14 protein-coding genes are annotated in these 16,709 nt (G+C 70.4%); 9 read left to right on the forward strand and 5 right to left on the reverse strand.

Annotated features, from left to right (window positions below; translation table 11 throughout):
- Positions 1-13 precede the first annotated feature (13 nt).
- Complete coding sequence (mutM, locus tag ACFYMO_RS14410; RefSeq protein ID WP_366770205.1) at positions 14-901, forward strand: bifunctional DNA-formamidopyrimidine glycosylase/DNA-(apurinic or apyrimidinic site) lyase; 888 nt, start codon at positions 14-16, stop codon at positions 899-901.
- A 126-nt stretch (positions 902-1,027) separates the two neighbouring features.
- On the opposite strand, the gene ACFYMO_RS14415 is transcribed toward mutM, so the two are convergent.
- From ACFYMO_RS14415 to ACFYMO_RS14425, 3 genes are all read right to left on the reverse strand, one after another.
- Entirely contained in the window at positions 1,028-1,360 is a 333-nt protein-coding gene (locus ACFYMO_RS14415) for a hypothetical protein (protein ID WP_366770204.1), read from the reverse strand.
- Positions 1,361-3,409: 2,049 nt separating this feature from the next.
- Positions 3,410-4,657, reverse strand: coding sequence for an XRE family transcriptional regulator (locus tag ACFYMO_RS14420; protein ID WP_388546456.1), 1,248 nt, complete (start codon positions 4,655-4,657; stop codon positions 3,410-3,412).
- 159 nt (positions 4,658-4,816) lie between these two features.
- A complete protein-coding gene (locus tag ACFYMO_RS14425) occupies positions 4,817-5,152 on the reverse strand; it encodes a GntR family transcriptional regulator (protein ID WP_388546458.1) in 336 nt (111 codons plus the stop codon).
- A gap of 339 nt (positions 5,153-5,491) precedes the next feature.
- On the opposite strand from ACFYMO_RS14425, the gene ACFYMO_RS14430 reads away from it, so the two are divergent.
- From ACFYMO_RS14430 to ACFYMO_RS14445, 4 genes are all read left to right on the forward strand, one after another.
- Positions 5,492-6,265 (forward strand): sigma factor-like helix-turn-helix DNA-binding protein, encoded by a 774-nt coding sequence (locus ACFYMO_RS14430; protein WP_388546461.1) that lies wholly within the window; start codon positions 5,492-5,494, stop codon positions 6,263-6,265.
- Positions 6,262-7,050, forward strand: a complete 789-nt coding sequence (locus ACFYMO_RS14435; protein WP_388546464.1) for a hypothetical protein — start codon at positions 6,262-6,264, stop codon at positions 7,048-7,050. Before ACFYMO_RS14430 ends, ACFYMO_RS14435 begins: the two co-directional genes overlap by 4 nt.
- Positions 7,051-7,183: 133 nt before the next feature.
- Complete coding sequence (locus tag ACFYMO_RS14440) at positions 7,184-7,408, forward strand: helix-turn-helix domain-containing protein (RefSeq protein WP_388546467.1); 225 nt, start codon at positions 7,184-7,186, stop codon at positions 7,406-7,408.
- A 90-nt stretch (positions 7,409-7,498) separates the two neighbouring features.
- Positions 7,499-8,737 (forward strand): tyrosine-type recombinase/integrase, encoded by a 1,239-nt coding sequence (locus tag ACFYMO_RS14445; protein WP_388546470.1) that lies wholly within the window; start codon positions 7,499-7,501, stop codon positions 8,735-8,737.
- 21 nt (positions 8,738-8,758) lie between these two features.
- Here the strand turns inward: ACFYMO_RS14445 and ACFYMO_RS14450 are convergent, their stop codons facing one another.
- Complete coding sequence (locus tag ACFYMO_RS14450) at positions 8,759-9,523, reverse strand: CAP domain-containing protein (protein ID WP_366770203.1); 765 nt, start codon at positions 9,521-9,523, stop codon at positions 8,759-8,761.
- Positions 9,524-9,872: 349 nt separating this feature from the next.
- Here ACFYMO_RS14450 and ACFYMO_RS14455 point away from each other — a divergent pair, with 349 nt between their 5' ends.
- The 4 genes from ACFYMO_RS14455 to ACFYMO_RS14470 all read left to right on the forward strand — a co-directional run bounded on the left by ACFYMO_RS14455 (position 9,873) and on the right by ACFYMO_RS14470 (position 16,231).
- Positions 9,873-10,205 (forward strand): acylphosphatase, encoded by a 333-nt coding sequence (locus ACFYMO_RS14455; protein ID WP_366770318.1) that lies wholly within the window; start codon positions 9,873-9,875, stop codon positions 10,203-10,205.
- A 311-nt stretch (positions 10,206-10,516) separates the two neighbouring features.
- Positions 10,517-10,723, forward strand: a complete 207-nt coding sequence (locus ACFYMO_RS14460) for a hypothetical protein (protein WP_366770202.1) — start codon at positions 10,517-10,519, stop codon at positions 10,721-10,723.
- Positions 10,724-10,975: 252 nt separating this feature from the next.
- On the forward strand, positions 10,976-14,554 hold the full coding sequence (gene smc / locus ACFYMO_RS14465) for a chromosome segregation protein SMC (RefSeq protein ID WP_388546473.1): 3,579 nt from the start codon (positions 10,976-10,978) through the stop codon (positions 14,552-14,554).
- Between the two features lie 237 nt (positions 14,555-14,791).
- Positions 14,792-16,231, forward strand: coding sequence for a sugar porter family MFS transporter (locus ACFYMO_RS14470; protein ID WP_366770200.1), 1,440 nt, complete (start codon positions 14,792-14,794; stop codon positions 16,229-16,231).
- On the opposite strand, the gene ACFYMO_RS14475 is transcribed toward ACFYMO_RS14470, so the two are convergent.
- Positions 16,182-16,622, reverse strand: a complete 441-nt coding sequence (locus ACFYMO_RS14475; RefSeq protein ID WP_366770199.1) for an LLM class flavin-dependent oxidoreductase — start codon at positions 16,620-16,622, stop codon at positions 16,182-16,184. The genes ACFYMO_RS14470 and ACFYMO_RS14475 overlap by 50 nt on opposite strands.
- Positions 16,623-16,709: the final 87 nt, after the last annotated feature.

Genomic DNA, 16,709 nt, shown 5'->3' on the forward strand with positions numbered 1-16,709 from the left:
CCTGAGGAGTCCCGTGCCCGAGCTGCCGGAAGTCGAGGTCGTCCGCCGCGGTCTGGAACGCTGGACGGGCGGCCGCACCATCAGCACCACCGAGGTGCTGCACCCGCGGGCCGTCCGCCGCCACCTGGCCGGTGCGCCGGACTTCATCGCGCGGCTGGCCGGCCGGCGCCTCGGACCGGCGCAGCGCCGGGGCAAATACCTGTGGCTGCCCGTCGAGGACGGTTCCCACGCGCTCCTGGCCCACCTGGGGATGAGCGGCCAGCTCCTCATCCAGCCGTCCGGCACCCCCGACGAGCGGCATCTGCGGGTCCGCTTCACCTTCGCGGACACCGCGGGCGGTGAGCTGCGCTTCGTCGACCAGCGCACCTTCGGCGGGCTCTCGCTCCACGCGACCGCCGAGGACGGGCTGCCCGACGTGATCGCGCACATCGCCCGCGACCCGCTGGACCCCGCCTTCGACGAGACGGCCCTGCACGCGGCCCTGCGCCGCCGCCGTACCACCGTCAAGCGCGCCCTGCTGGACCAGTCGCTGATCAGCGGCGTCGGCAACATCTACGCCGACGAGGCGCTGTGGCGCTCCCGGCTGCACTACGACCGTCCCACGGCCACCCTGACCCGGGCGCAGACCGCGGAGCTGGTCGGACATGTGCGGGAGGTGATGCGGGCCGCGCTGGCCCAGGGCGGCACCAGCTTCGACAGCCTCTATGTGAACGTCAACGGCGAGTCCGGCTACTTCGACCGTTCGCTGGACGCCTACGGCCGCGAGGACGAGCCCTGCCGCCGCTGCGGCACCCCGATGCGGCGCAGCGCCTGGATGAACCGCTCCAGCTACTTCTGCCCCCGCTGCCAGCGGCCGCCGCGCCCGCGCGCCGACGGCCGCCCGCGTCCGGCACGGGCCTAGGTGTACTGGCCTGGAGCGCTGTGCCCGCGGGTGGTCGGGAGGCCTACGAGTGCGGAGTGGCAGCGGCCCACCCCGGCCCACCCCACCCCACCCCGGCCCAGCACGGGATCGGCGCCCCGGGGATGGCTAGTCGCCCATGAACCACAGGTAGCTGCCCGGCGTCGCCGCGCATGCCTCCAGCAACTCGGCGAGGTCCAGCAGGGCCGCCCTCTGCCGCTCGTCGGGACACCGCTCGGTCAGAGCGGTGATCTCCTGGCGGGCGATGTGGGCTTCCTGTTCGTTGAACAGCGTGTCGCCGTACGGATCCACCCAGCCGAGCTTGCCGGACCCGGACCGGTCGAGCGTGCGCAGCGCCCTGGCCAAGGCTTCACCGTGTTTGTGGGACTCCCGCAGCAAGGTCTCCCGGGACGCCTTCCTGAGCGGAGGCCGCCGCGAGTGCAGCTCCAGTTCGATTCCCATGTCTCTCCTGTGCCTCGGACACCGAAGCATCGCAGAACTCATTCGTCGGACCCCCTGCGAAGAGTCTTCCGCGAACCGGGTCGCCCCCTGTCGGGCCCGGACAGGGCGGCTATCCAGGCGCCGGGTCCACACGGGGCGGGCTCAGAAGCCGAAGAACTGATGTCGCGCGGTTGGGGTCTGCGGTTTCATGTCTCAGCCTTCCACCGACCTGCGGATTGGTGGCCGTTGTGGGGCGTTGCTGGTCGTTGTTGGTCGCCCTCGGACGGCCCACAGACGGCCCCGGTTGACGGTCCGGCGGCACCGAAGGCGGGTGGGCGCCCCGCCGTTCCACGTTTGGCTCCTGCCTGCCAGCGCGGTTGAACTGGTCAGCCCAGCACTGGCCGGACGCTGCAGGCGGCCTTCTGAGGACCTGGCGTTCCCTCCGGTGGTCCCCCGGGCCCCAGAGGGCTGCGAGGCCGTGAGAGGCCCCGTAGCGGCGCCGTGTGAGGGCGGTTTCCGGCCTCGCGCGCACGCGCGTGCGCGTAGAGCCCCCTCCCCAGGAACGGGCTCAACCTGCAACTTCGCAGGTCAGAAGCGGTTGCAGGGGGTCAACCGCTCATCGGGGCGCAACCGGTGGGCGCAACCAGCAACGAAGACGGGCCGAAGCTCCGCACCGTAGAGGCCACCCTGCTACCTGGCACCGTGCTCAGGTTCGGTGCCGTGGGGGTCTGCCGGTGTTCTTCACGTAGCGGGGGGTCGCTACCTCGGTAGTACCCCCGGTAGAGGCAACTGACCTGCGCGGTAGCGGCGGTAGAGGGGTGGTGGCGCCGTCCGGATGCGGAGTCAATCCGCCTTGATGGCGCGTCCGTGAGGCGTTCCGCTTCCGCAGGGAGGCGCCCGGGGAGGTGCCAGGGAGGCAGGGAGTTCTCCCTCACTGCCTCCCCCACCCCTTCCTCCCCCACCTGATTAGTGGATATGGCCCCTCGGGGAGGCAGGGAGGCGCGCAGGCCAACCCGCTCGAAACCCTCTCCAGGCGCATTCCGGGAGGGGGACCTCTGCCTCCCTGCGGCGCAGCGCCCGGCTTCCACTTGTCGCCCGGAAGGACAAGAAGGAGCGGCCTTCGGCCGCACGTCCCTCGGGCGCCTACGCTCCGGCCGGCGCCGGGCCGCCGTGGCGAGTGCGGCGCCGTGGCGCAAGCAAGAAGAGCACGCTGCCCGCGGTGCTCTTCTTGCTCTTCGGTGGCAACGCCACCGCCCTATGGTCGTGCCGCGAAGCGGCTCCTTCTTCGAGCTCTTGACCAACGCGTAGTACTACAGGCTCCCCCTCTTTTTCCTAAGTAGGAAATCCTGCGTCACCTGCGTCACCCGAGGGGCAAAAAGCCCCGGTGACCTGCGCATACGGCGGTGACGCAGAGGCTGTTTTCTGCGTCACCGCTGCGTCACCTGCGTCACCGATGACGAAGGGTCTGCGTCACCGGTGACGCACCCCGCAGGCTCTGCGTCATCCCAAAACCGCAGGTCAGAGGGCATGCATGACGCAGGTGACGCGGTGACGCAGAAATCCGAGCCTCGGACAGGCGCGACCCCTGCCGACACCCCCGGCTTGACGAAGGGCCGCGCGAGGGCACTGGCGAGCGTGACGGAACGCGTCACGCGGGCGAGCCCGAGTTGAGAGCTCCCGGCGTGGGCCTGGCGGAGCCGGTGACGCTGGAGCGCGCCGGGGGAGACACCGAGGTGAGACGCGCCTACCCCTTCCCCCTGAGTCGGAGACAGCATCACCCCGGCTCACAGGCGGGGAACAGCCGGTGTCCACCTCACAGGACACCGCCCCCGAGGTGGACAAGGAGGGGGACAGCTCCGCTGACCGCCCCTCCGCCTTCGTAGCATGGGCCGACGCCAGCAGGGGCGCTAGACCTAGCAGCCCGTGGTGCTAGGTCTAGCACGTTCGCTAGCGGCTGGAAGGGGCGCTGACCAGGCCCCTAGCGTCTAGCAGTCCCGCACGGGCGTTTGCCGTTCCCGGGGCGCTGGGCGTCGTCCTTGGGGCCGCTGCACGTGCTAGGCAGGGCCTGCGTCACTGCGGCAGAAAGCCGGGGGTTCCCTCCCCCAGCTCGCGCAGGTGCGCGAGGTAGTCCTGAGCGGCAGGCTCAGACGCGTACCGGCGCCTCATCTCAGCGGCGAGTTCGCGACTCGTCATGATGAGCGACGGGACCGACTTACGTTCACCTTCGAGGGCGCGTTCCCCCATGATGAGGGCCTGTTCAAGGTCGCCCTCCCGGGCAGCCGTCACGCCCAGCGTGACGCGTGCTTCCGCGTTGCGCATGGGCGCGCGCTCCGTGCCGTCGAAGTCTGTGCCCGCTCGAAGGACTTCCTCAGCAAGCGTTCGAGCCAGTCTGTCCTCTCCCACCAGGCGGTAGCAGTCCATCGCATAGAAGTCGAACTTTGCAGGGTCCACCACGAAGTGGTTATCAAGGTTCTCGGGGTGCGGCATGCCTTCGAGCAGGTTGCGACCTCGGTCAAGTGCCACTTCCACTCGGCGCCGGTCCCCCAGCCGAGCCCACGCCTTGGCCTCCTGCGCGGCAAGCTGCACGGCTACGCCCTTGTGGGTGGCTACCTCGGTTCCAGCTTCCGCTGCCGCGATGACCCCTCGATAGTCCCCAGTCGTGAGCGCAAACCATGCCCGCATCTCGTGAGCCCATCCGGCAACTTCCGCGTGCTCCGATTCGGTCGCCAGCGACATGGCCGCCTGGCGCGTTGACTCGGCAGTGTGTCGGGCTCCGGTGTCGTACTCCACGCACCCCACGAGAAGCGCGAGCCAGCCGGAGAGGGCCAGCACCTCCCGGTGCTGCGAAAGCGTGAGACTCTTTGTGTGGAGCTCCACAACACGGCGTAGCCACTGGCGCCCCTCAATGAGGAGCTGTTCGCTCGGCATGAATGGGTACTCCGAGCAGAGCCGGTCAGTGGTGATTCGCAGGGCATCGAGCGTCGATGCATCCACGTCGGACCGATTGAGACGGCTCACGATCTCCAGCGTCTCCATGCCGCTCGCCGCCAGGATCTCCCTGTCCCCGTCCCGGCGGGCCGGCGCGGGGAAGAGCGCATGCGTCACGGTGCCGAATACCGCCGCAATGAGCGGTCGATAGAACTCGTTGGGGATTTGCCCAGCTTCCCACCGCTTCCATTGCCGAATCAGGCTGTCATCTGCGGGAAGCTCCTCCTTCGCGTGTGCCCGGAGAGCCTTCACTGCCTCTCGCTGGGACCAGTCGCGAGCGGCCCGCTCAGCCGCGATGCGCCGCGCCCATGCGGGCCTGTCGTCGCCCATACGCCCTCCTCCGAATGCCTACCTGTCGAGTCTGGCCCTTCGCCCCGGGGGACAGGGAAGGGGACAGCGAGGTGACACCAGACATGTCCCTACCTCGCGCTTTCGCCCCCTCGGTGTCACTTACGCCGCAAGTCCCGTTCCTCGCATGCTGATTGCAGGTCACGCGCCATCCGGAGCGGAGCGCTCTTCGAGCGCTTCCACTCGCTCAGCCAGCGACTGAACTAGGGAGCGGATTTCTTTGATCTCGTCGCGTACGTCGCCCTCCGAGACGGTCCCGTCACCGACGAAGTTGCCGAGGTTGCCGGCCGACACAACCAGACCTTCGGATCGCAGCATGGCCAACCCGTTCTGGATGGTCTGGCTCGCGAACCCGAAGCGCTCGATCAGTTCCCGCTGTGACGGGAGCTTGTCGCCGGGCTTCATTCTCTTGATGTCCTCGCGAAGTGCATCTGCTACCTGCACTGCTTTGGGCTTGGGCCCTCCCGTGACAGTCATTCCTTGAGCGTACCCACCACAGCGAACTAGTGCACACCACTTCGCAAGGGTTGTGCACCACAGCAGACTAGTGCAAGCTAGTCAATGAGCGGTCGCCCCAACGGGGCGTGATTCCCGCATGAAAGCCCTGGTCAAGCCAGGAGAAGCAAGGAGCGGCGCACCTACCGCCAAGCAGTCACGCCGCTCCCTGACCCTCGAAGGGGCACTTCCATGATGCCTGGAACCACCGCAACGCGACGTGTCGGGCGATCCACGAGTCAGGCCAGCAGGGCCGCCTACCGCCGTTCGGAGAGCGGAGAGGTTGTCCGGCTGACACCCGCCCAGTCGGAGCGCCTGGCCGTGCTGTACGAGAAGTTCGGGGGCCGCCTGGTGCGCTACGCGTACTCGCGGCTTGCCCGCACTGGCCGCCCGGCGGGTGAGGCGTGGGTACTGGCGGAGGACATCGTTCAGTCGATGTGGCTCTCGGTAGCCCGGTACGGCGCGGCCGATCTCCTGCGAGAAGAGCCGTGGGAAGAGGATGAGGCGCTGCACCTGCTGTTCATCCGGGTGAAGCGAGCGATGAGCGAGCACTTCAAGGTCATGCGTTCATCGGAAGAACCGGTTGACTGGCAGGACCCGGTGACGTGCAACACTCTGTGCCCACTGATGCCGAGCGGCTGTGTACTGGCTGAGCTTCCCGACTACCTGACCAAGCTGGTTGCACGACTGCCGCAGCGGGAGCGGGAAGCGCTGATGCTGCGGCTGGACGGCATCCCGTTCGTGCAGATGGGTGAGCGGCTTGGGTGCAGCACCTCGACTGCGGACCGTCTCACCAAGACCGCCGTGCTACTGCTTCAGATCGATAATCCCGAGCTGTCCGGTCCGATGACCGCGCTGGAGAGCCTGCCCGAGTGGGAACAGTGCGCACTGGCTGACGTTAGTGACGCGAAGCGACAGGTGCTGTTGCGTATGCCCCCGGAGGACCGGCAGACGATCCTGCTCAAGGACCAAGGACTGGACAACCGGACCATCGCTAAGCGACTGGGAATCGACCGCGGCCGCGTGGGGGCGGCAGCCCAGTGCACGCCAGTGCTGAACGCGCTGCCCAATGCGGACGTGGCGGTGGCGGCATGAGTTCAGCACCCGACCCCACCCCCGACTTCCTGTCGGAGTTGGCCGACTCGACTGCGGGCCGACTGCTGGCGGCCGATCGCCGACCGGTCGGCCAACCGTGGCCGACCGTTCCCGTACCCGACTGCCCGGAAGGTGTCACCCAACTCGACTACGTACAGACCGCGTGCGCGCTGTTCGAGATGTGCACCGACCAACTCGACTCCCCGCCCGAACTGCTGGCGACCGACACTCTGACCGCTGCACTGATCGGCGCCGTGCGGGCCCTGGGAGTCGACGGGCTCAACCAGGAGACCGCCCGGTTCAAGGAGCTGGACGAAGAGGAGTTCCCGGAAGTGGGCGCGTGCCGGTGGCTGGCACACCGGCTCGCCCTCACGTTCTGGTACGACGGGGCCCGCTCACGGCCGATGACCACCGGGGAAGTCGCCGCCTGCCTGTACGCCTCCGGCCGCCGCTTCCCGGACTGCCGGGCCCTCACTCCCGGGGAGCTGTTCACGGCCGTTCATGCGGGCGCTGACAAGCTCACCGGCCCGGAGGTGGTCACCGCGGGGCGGTGCCTCTCCCGCGACTCCGCTCCCGGCTCCTCCCGGCCGGCCAGTCGCGAACAGCGCAGGTGCCTGCACCTGGCACGGAGCCACACCTCCCATCTGGCCACCCCGCTCGTTGTCGAGCCCGATCCCGACTCACCCCTGCACCAGCCGGGACCGGACGGTGCGGTGCTGCTCGGTGCGAGCGTCCGAGCGCCGCTCACGCCCGAGGCCACACGCCCTCTGTGCTGGCACTGGTGAACACCGGCTCGGGGCCCGTGAACACCCGGACCCGAGCCGTGAACGCCCCACGCCTCCCGTGAACGCCCCGGGGCCAGCCCCGGTGAACACACCACCCCCACGGCCGTACGGCCGCCCTGAGGAGACGAATGCCATGACCGCGACCCCCGTCAACGCCCGTGCCGACCTTCCCGCCCACTACCTGACCCCGCACGATGTCGCGGAGCTCCTGCGCGTGCCGCTGGAGACGGTCTACGGGTGGCGCAAGAAGCGCATCGGCCCCCCGGCCTTCCGCGTCGGCAAGCACCTGCGCTACGACCCCGCGGCCGTGCGCACCTACCTCCGCGACCTGGCCCAGCAGCAGAACCCCGCCGCCTGACACCTGCCGGGGCTGGCCTGCGTGACGCGCTCCGTCACGGGCCAGCCCCGGCCCCGGTTCGCCATCCACCCACGCAAGGGAGCAACCCCTGTGGCCGGCCACATCCAAGACCGCTGGTACAAGACCGAGACCACCGACAACGGCACCACCCGGCGCGTCAAGACCGACCGCCACGGCACCGGCAAGCGCTACCGCGCCCGCTACGTCGGCCCCGACGGCACCGAGAAATCCAAGAGCTTTCCCGACGGCCAGAAGCGCCGCGCGGAGAAGTGGCTGTCCAAGACCGAGGCCGACATGGACAGCGGCTCCTACGTGGACCCGACGGCCGGTCGCATCACGTTCGAACGGTTCGCTGTTGACGTCTGGATGCCCACGCAGACGACCGACCCCGCAACGCGGGAGTCCGTAGAGATGCGGCTTCGACTTCACGCATTCCCCCACATCGGCAGCAGGGCCATGGACGCGTTCAGGTCCTCGCACCTCAAGCTGTGGATGCGTGGCCTGGAACAGGCGGGGCTGTCGGCCGCCTACCGCCGCGGCATCTTCGCCCACGTCTCCACGGTCTTCAGCGCCGCCGTGGAGGAACGCATCATCCGTGAGAATCCGTGCAGTGCGCGCTCTGTGAAGCCTCCCAAGCGGGACCCCCGAAGGGTGCGGCCTTGGTCAGTCGAGCGGGTCACTGTTGTACGCCAGGCGCTCCCCGCCACCTACCGAGCGATGATCGAGCTGGCTGCCGGTTGCGGCATGCGGCAAGGGGAGATCTTCGGGCTGAGTGTCGAGGACCTGGACACTCTCGGGGGCGCTGTGCGCGTGGTCCGGCAGGTCAAGCTCTTGCGTGGGGGAGCGGTCTTCGCCCCGCCGAAGGGCGGCAAGGAGCGCGACGTTCCGCTGCCGGACGCTGTGAGTGCTGCCCTGGCTGGGCATATGGCTAGCAGCAACCCCGTCGCCGTCACCCTGCCGTGGGGGAGTGTCGACGGGCCGCCCGTGACGGCCTCGCTCATCTTCACGAGCCCGGAACGACTCCCCTTGAACAGGAACCGATTCAACGACCGCGTCTGGCGGCCAGCTCTGCGCTCCGCGGGTGTGCCGGCGGGACGTGAGAACGGGATGCACGCCTTGCGGCACTTCTACGCCTCGGTACTGCTGGATGCAGGGGAAAGCATCAAGGCTCTGAGCGAGTACCTCGGTCACCACGACCCCGGCTTCACGCTGCGGACGTACACGCACCTGATGCCCACGAGCGAGTCGCGGACTCGGGCCGCCGTCGACCGCGCATTGGGTCCCGCTTCAGGCTCCGACGGCCCAGAGACGGCCCACCATCCCGATTAGGGGCTCTGACCTGCGAACTTCCTAGAAGCCGAAGTCCTGGGTCCACCAGGGGCCGCCCTCGGCGAAGTGCGCGCCGACGCCCAGGGTGCGGTAGTCGCAGTTGAGGATGTTGGCCCGGTGGCCGGGGCTGTTCATCCAGGAGTCCATCACGGAGCGGGCGTTGGCCTGGCCGCGGGCGATGTTCTCGCCGCCCAGGTCGTTGACCCCGGCGGCCTCGGCGCGGTCCCAGGGGCTCTTGCCGTCGGGCGAGGTGTGCGAGAAGAACCCGCGCCGCGCCATGTCCTCGCTGTAGTCCCCGGCCAGGGCGGCCAGCTTCGCGTCCGCCGTCAGCGGCTTGCAGCCCGCCTTGGCCCGCTCCTGGTTGACCAGCGAGAGGACCTCGCTCTCCGCGGCGGACTCCTGGTCGGCCGCTGCGGTGCTGCCGCCGCCCGACCCTCCGGGGTCCGGCCTGGAGCTGCCGGTGCGGGAGCCGTGCTCCTCCTCGCGGGTGGGCTCCGGGGTCTTCGACGCCCGCTTCGAGGGTGAGGCGTGCGGCGTCTCGGTGGGGCGCTCGCTCTTCCGCGAGGGAGTGGGGGTGGGGCTGGGGCTGGCGCTCTGGTCCCTGTCGGCGGGGGGCGCCGTGGAGTCGCGGTCGGTGGGGTCGGCGGAGACCGGTGGGACCGCCGGGCCGGTGCCGTCGGCCTGCACCCGGCTCTCCCGTGGCCCGCCGAGCCCGCCCGGCGCGGGTATCAGACCGGATGCCACGGCGACGGTGCCCATCGCGAGTGCGGCGGAGGCGCCCAGCACCCCGGTCCGGACGGGGGTGGCTGCACGTCTGCGGCGCCTGCCGCCCCGGTGGGGGTGTACGGCCGGCGGCTCGGAGGACTCCGGCGGGACGGCTGGAGTGGGGGTAGCGCGTCGATGGCGGCCCATCTGTGCTGTCCTCACATTGCTCGGCGATACGGCGTCAAGGTTCCGTCTCCCGCTCACTCCCGGGTGTGAGCGGGAAGTGAAGAGAGTTGCCGGGCAATGTACGGCATCCCCACGGGGGCTGATGTATCCGCTCGGGAATTGTCCGGATAGCGTGCACCCCATGGCTGCCATCAATCCGACCGACGACGCGGACGGAACGTCGCGCGAACAGCTGAGTGAACAGATGAGCGAGCAGTTCGCCGAGCAGTTCGCCGAAGAGCCCGATCGGGCACGCCCAGAGGAGCCCGCGCGGCTGACCGCCTGGGTGCGCGGGGAGGTGCAGGGTGTCGGCTTCCGCTGGTTCACCCGCGCGGCGGCGCTGCGGATCGGCCGGCTCGTCGGTTTCGCGCTGAACCTCGGCGACGGCCGGGTGCAGATCGTCGCGGAGGGCACCCGCGCCGACTGCGGACACCTGCTGGAGTGGCTGCGGAGCGGGGACACGCCCGGGCACGTCGACGGTGTCACCGAGATCTGGGACACACCCCGCGGGGGGTACCGCGGCTTCGCGATCCGGTGATCCACAACAGTTGCCAATCGCGCCCCACCATGCAAAGCTTCCGCAACGAGTGAGCGACGTGGATCTTCCATCCGCCCCCGCGGACAGCCGCCTCCGGCGCCGGACGCCGTCGAGCCGAAGCAGGCCCGGGGGTAGCTACGTGTGATCGTGTTGACCGTCAAACCATTTGGTGAGATCCTGAAACCCCGCGCACCTGAGCTGTTTGATCCAGAGAACCTTTAGCAAAAGTCCAGAGCAGACCCTCAACGGTGCGATTCCCTCACGACCCACCACATCCACGGTCGGTCACTCAGTGTGGAGGACCATCCATCATGGCAAAGGCGCTTCTCGGTCACGTCGGCGGCTACGACCCCCGGGTGCTCGCCGAGATGCGACGGCTGCAGCAGCGTGTCCAGGACCTGGAATCCGAGCTCGTTCGGATGCAGGCTGAGAACGACGCTCTGTCCGCCGCCGCCCGGCACCACGACTCGGTGTTCGAAGACCTCGACGTGCAGACGGCCGAGCCTGCGCTGACCTGATCCTCGCCCGCCGGGCAGGACGGGCTGAGCAGGACAGCCGTAGTAGGAATTCTCAAGGGACGCTTCGGCGTCCCTTAGTTTTTGTCTCCTGATGGTCCGCTGGTGTGTGGGGTGTGTGCTCATCGTGGCGCGATGCGTTACGTCTGATCTGCCCCCGCCCCCTCCAGGTGAAACCCCCGCGCGAAACCCTTCCCGTCGCTTCGGCGCCGTCGGCGCGACATCTCCCGGCCTCCCTCGGTAAGGTCCGGACGCGTGCACCTCAAGAGCCTGACACTGCGGGGGTTCAAGTCCTTCGCCTCCGCCACGACGCTGCGCTTCGAGCCCGGCATCACCTGCGTCGTCGGCCCCAACGGCTCGGGCAAGTCCAACGTGGTCGACGCCCTCTCCTGGGTGATGGGGGAACAGGGCGCCAAGTCGCTGCGCGGCGGCAAGATGGAGGATGTCATCTTCGCCGGGACCACGGGCCGCCCCCCACTGGGCCGTGCCGAGGTCTCGCTGACCATCGACAACGCCGACGGCGCGCTGCCCATCGACTACTCCGAAGTCACTCTCACCCGGATCATGTTCCGCAACGGGGGCAGCGAATACCAGATCAACGGTGACACCTGCCGGCTGCTGGACATGCAGGAGCTGCTCTCCGACTCCGGCATCGGCCGCGAGATGCACGTCATCGTCGGCCAGGGCCAGCTCGACGGGGTACTGCACGCCGACCCGACCGGGCGGCGCGCCTTCATCGAGGAGGCGGCTGGCGTCCTCAAGCACCGCAAGCGCAAGGAGAAGGCGCTGCGGAAGCTGGACGCCATGCAGGCGAACCTCTCCCGCGTCCAGGACCTCACCGACGAGCTGCGCCGCCAGCTCAAGCCGCTCGGACGGCAGGCGGCGGTGGCCCGCAGAGCCCAGGTCATCCAGGCGGATCTGCGCGACGCACGGCTGCGCCTGCTGGCCGACGACCTGGTCGCGCTGCGCGAGGCGCTGCGGACGGAGGTCGCCGACGAGGCGGAGCTCAAGCAGCGCAAGCAGGCCGCGGAGGCCGAGCTGCGGGAGGCCCAGCGCCGCGAGGCCGACCTGGAGCAGCAGGTCCGCACCCTGGCGCCCCGGCTGGAGCGGGCCCAGCAGACCTGGTACGAACTCTCCCGGCTGGCCGAGCGGGTACGGGGCACCATCGGCCTGGCCGAGCAGCGCGTCCAGCACGCGGCCGCGCCCCAGGCGGAGGAGCGCCGGGGCCGGGACCCGGAGGAGATGGAGCGCGAGGCGGCCCGGATCCGGGAGCAGGAGGCCGAGCTGGAGGCCGCGTTGGAGGCCGCGAGCAGCGCGCTGGAGGACACGGTCGCGCACCGGGCTGAGCTGGAGCGGCGGCTGGAGCAGGAGGAGCGTCGGCTCCGGGACGCGGCACGCGCGCTCGCCGACCGCCGGGAGGGCCTCGAGCGGCTGCGCGGGAAGACGGGTGCCGCGCGCAGTCGCGCCGCCTCGGCCGAGTCCGAGATCGAGCGCCTCGCCGCCGCCCGCGACGAGGCCCTCCACCGAGCCGAGCAGGCCCGGACCGCATACGAGGAGCTGCGCGGCGAGGCCGACGGTCTCGACGAGGGTGACGTGCGGCTGGCGGACCGGCACGAGGAGGCCAAGCGCGAACTGGCCGAGGCCGAGCGGGTCCTCGGCTCGGCCCGCGACGCGCTGACCGCGGCGGAGCGGGAACGCGCCGCGACCTCCGCCCGGCACGACACGCTGGCGCTGAATCTGCGCCGCAAGGACGGCACCGCGGGGCTGCTGGCGGCCAAGGACCGGCTCACCGGTCTGCTGGGCCCGGCGGCCGAGCTGCTGACCGTGACCACGGGTCACGAGTTGCCGATAGCGGCCGCCCTCGGCGCGGCCGCCGACGCGGTGGCCGTGGCGGACGTGTCGACGGCGGCCGAGGCGCTGCGGCTGCTGCGCAAGGAGGACGCCGGTCGTGCGGCGCTGCTGGTGGCCGGCGACCGGGGGACGGGCGCCGGGGAGACCCGCGCAGATCCCGGCGCCCCCTCCGCGGGCACCCCGGCCGTCTCCCTGGTGACCTCGCCGGAGCGGCTCCGCCCGGCCGTGGAGCAACTCCTCGACCGCACTGTGGTGGTCGAGACCCTGGAGGCGGCGGAGGCGGTCGTCCGGGCGCACCCGGACCACACCGCGGTCACCGCGCAGGGCGACCTCCTCTCCGCCCACCGCGCCGGCGGGGGATCGGAGGGCGCACCCTCCCTGCTGGAGGCCCAGGCGGCGGTGGACGAGGCGGCCGTGCAGCTCACCGAGCTCGAGGAGCGCTGCGAGCGGCTCGCCGGGGAGCAGGACGCCGCCGCCGCTGAGCGCCGGGCGCGCGCAGCGGAACTGGAGGAGATCGCGACCCGCAGGAGCAGCGCGGAGCGGGAGAAGTCCCGGGTCGCCGGCCGGGTGGGCACCCTCGCGGGGCAGGCCCGGGCGGCTGAGGGCGAGGCCGAGCGCGCAGCGGCCGCGGTGGCCAAGGCGCAGGAATCGCTGGCCGCGGCCCGGCAGGAGGCCGAGGAGCTGGCCGAGAGTCTGGCCTCGGCCGAGGAGGCGCAGGAGGCGGAGGGCGCCGAGGACCCCGACACCTCGGTCCGCGACCGGCTCGCGGCCGACGGCGCCAATGCGCGCCAGACCGAGATGGAGGCCCGCCTCCAGGTCCGTACGCACGAGGAGCGGGTCAAGGCGATCGCCGGCCGGGCCGACTCGCTGGACCGGGGCGCCCGTGCCGAGCGCGAGGCCCGGGCCCGGGCCGAGGAGCGCCGGGCGCGGCTGCGTCACGAGGCGGAGGTCGCGCGGGCTGTCGCGGACGGGGCCCGGCAGCTGCTCGCCCATGTCGAGGCGTCGCTGGAGCGGGCCGGACAGGAGCGCGAGGAGGTCGAGCGGACCAAGGCGGAGCGCGAACGGACGCTGACCGAGGAGCGGGGCCGGGGCCGGGAGCTCAAGGAGGAGTTGGACAAGCTCACCGACTCGGTGCACCGCGGCGAGGTGCTCGGCGCCGAGAAGCGGATGCGGATCGAGCAGCTGGAGACCAAGGCGCTGGAGGAGCTGGGCGTCGAGCCGGCGGGGCTGGTCCGCGACTACGGCCCCGACCAGCCGGTGCCGCCGTCCCCGCCCGCGGAGGGCGAGGAGCTGCCCGAGGATCCGGAGCATCCGCGGAACACGCCGGTGCCGTTCGTCCGGGCCGAGCAGGAGAAGCGGCTCAAGGCGGCCGAGCGGGCCTACCAGAAGCTGGGGAAGGTCAACCCGCTGGCGCTGGAGGAGTTCGCGGCGCTCGAGGAGCGGCACCAGTTCCTGAGCGAGCAGTTGGAGGACCTGAAGAAGACGCGCGCGGATCTGCTGCAGGTGGTCAAGGAGGTGGACGAGCGGGTCGAACAGGTCTTCACGGAGGCGTATCACGACACCGCGCGCGAGTTCGAAGGTGTCTTCGCGCGGCTGTTTCCCGGCGGCGAGGGCCGGCTGGTGCTCACCGACCCGGGCGACATGCTGTCCACGGGGGTGGACGTGGAGGCCCGGCCGCCCGGCAAGAAGGTCAAGAGGCTCTCGCTGCTCTCGGGCGGCGAGCGGTCCCTGACGGCGGTCGCGCTGCTGGTGTCGATCTTCAAGGCCCGGCCCAGCCCGTTCTATGTGATGGACGAGGTCGAGGCGGCGCTGGACGACACCAATCTGCAGCGGCTGATCAGGATCATGGAAGAGCTCAAGGACAGCTCCCAGCTGATCGTGATCACCCATCAGAAGCGCACGATGGAGGTCGCCGACGCGCTCTACGGGGTCTCCATGCAGGGCGACGGCGTCTCCAAGGTGATCAGCCAGCGGCTGTCCTGACCGGACGGTGCGGCGACCGGAGGCAACTTCTTCTCTTCATAAGTCGAACGATGATCTCGCTTCATGTGCTCTGAGTCGCAGAAGCTGACCTATTGACTTCATGAATTGAACATTTACAGTCTGAGAAGCCGCCGTTAAGCCGGAGGTCGGCGCGATTCCCCGCGCAGGCCCGTCTTCGTTCCTTGCACGGTGGTGTGCCCACCCGGCACCGGCGCCGGGGAACCTCAGGAGAAGAACGTGACCAGCACAGCGCAGGAAGCGCAGACGCCGCAGCCGCGGCCAGGCACCGGAGCGCACACCGCGCCCCTCGGCCGTGTCGTCTTCATCACCGCAGCAGCCGCCATGGGCGGCTTCCTCTTCGGCTACGACAGCTCAGTGATCAACGGGGCGGTGGAGGCGATCCGCGGCCGCTTCGACGTCGGCTCCGCGATGCTGGCGCAGGTCATCGCCGCCGCCCTGATCGGCAGCGCGATCGGCGCCGCCGTCGCCGGACGGGCCGCCGACCGAATAGGCCGCATCAAGGTCATGCGGCTGGCCGCCGTCCTCTTCGTCGTCAGCGCCGTCGGCTCGGCGCTGCCCTTCGCCCTGTGGGACCTGGCCATGTGGCGGGTGCTGGGCGGCATCGCCATCGGTATGGCCTCCGTCATCGGGCCCGCGTACATCGCAGAGGTCTCCCCGCCCGCCTACCGCGGCCGCCTCGCCTCCTTCCAGCAGGGCGCGATCGTGCTCGGCATCGCCGTGTCGCAACTCATCAACTGGGGCATCCTCAACCTCGCCGACGGCAAGCAGCGCGGTGACGTCGCCGGGCTGGAAGCCTGGCAGTGGATGCTCGGCATCATGGTGATCCCCGCGATCGGCTACTTCCTGCTCTCCTTCGCCATCCCGGAGTCCCCGCGCTTCCTGATCTCCGCCGGCCGCCGGGACAAGGCCCGCGAGGTGCTGGCCGACGTCGAGGGTGAGCACGGCGGCCTCGACACCCGGATCGGCGAGATCGAGACCGCGATGCGCAGCGAGCACAAGTCCACCTTCCGGGACCTGCTCGGCGGGCGCTTCGGCCTGCTGCCCATCGTCTGGGTCGGCATCGGACTCTCCGTCTTCCAGCAGCTCGTCGGCATCAACGTCGTCTTCTACTACTCCTCGACGCTGTGGCAGTCGGTGGGCATCAACCCCGAGAGCTCGTTCTTCTACTCCTTCACGACCTCGATCGTGAACATCATCGGCACCGCCATCGCCATGGTCTTCGTCGACCGGGTCGGCCGGAAGCCGCTCGCCCTGATCGGCTCCGTCGGCATGGCCCTCTCCCTGGGCTCGGTCGCCTGGGCGTTCTCCGCCAAGACCGGCTCCGGCGACAACGTCTCGCTGCCGGACGCGCAGGGCGTCGTCGCACTGGTCGGCGCGCACACCTTCACCCTGTTCTTCGCCCTCTCCTGGGGCGTGGTCGTCTGGGTGCTGCTCGGCGAGATCTTCCCGAACAAGATCCGCGCGGCCGCGCTCGGTGTCGCAGCGTCCGCGCAGTGGGTGGCCAACTGGGCCATCACCGCGAGCTTCCCGAGCCTCTCGGAGTGGAACCTGTCCGCCACCTACGTCGGCTACACGGTCTTCGCCCTGCTCTCGATCCCGTTCATCCTCAAGTGGGTGCCGGAGCCGAAGGGCAAGGCGTTGGAGGAGATGGGCTAGCCACCCCGCCACCCACTCCTCGCACGGCGCTGCCCCGGTTCCTTCGCCAGGAGCCGGGGCAGCGGGCTGTCCGCCGCCGACGAGGTCGAGCTCCCGCGATGTCCTCCGCCGGCCGCAGCGGACCGTACAGCGGTGCCAGGATCGCGCAGGCCGGCAGCGGCGTCCGCCGCGTACGCCCCAGAAACGCGCCCGCCAGGGCGAGCGGCGCCGGGAGCCGGCCGTCCGGTCGGCCGTGGTGCCTCTGGACGATGAGAGAGGTCACACCGTGCGGGTCGGCATAGCCGGCCCTCTCCGGCGCGGCCCGGTAGCGGTCCCCGGGCCGCCCGCCCGCCGCCCCTCCGCCCGGGGGCTGTTCGGGCTGGAGGAGAGTGAAAGGCGCGCTGGTCGCCACGGTCTCGGCGCACCCCAGCCGGTGGACGGCGGTGCGGGTGCTGGACCGTGGTGGAGCACGCGCGAAGAGGAAAGGGCCGTGCAGCCC

Origin of the sequence: Streptomyces sp. NPDC007025 (assembly GCF_042869455.1) — a bacterium.
In the GTDB taxonomy this organism is placed as follows: domain Bacteria; phylum Actinomycetota; class Actinomycetes; order Streptomycetales; family Streptomycetaceae; genus Streptomyces.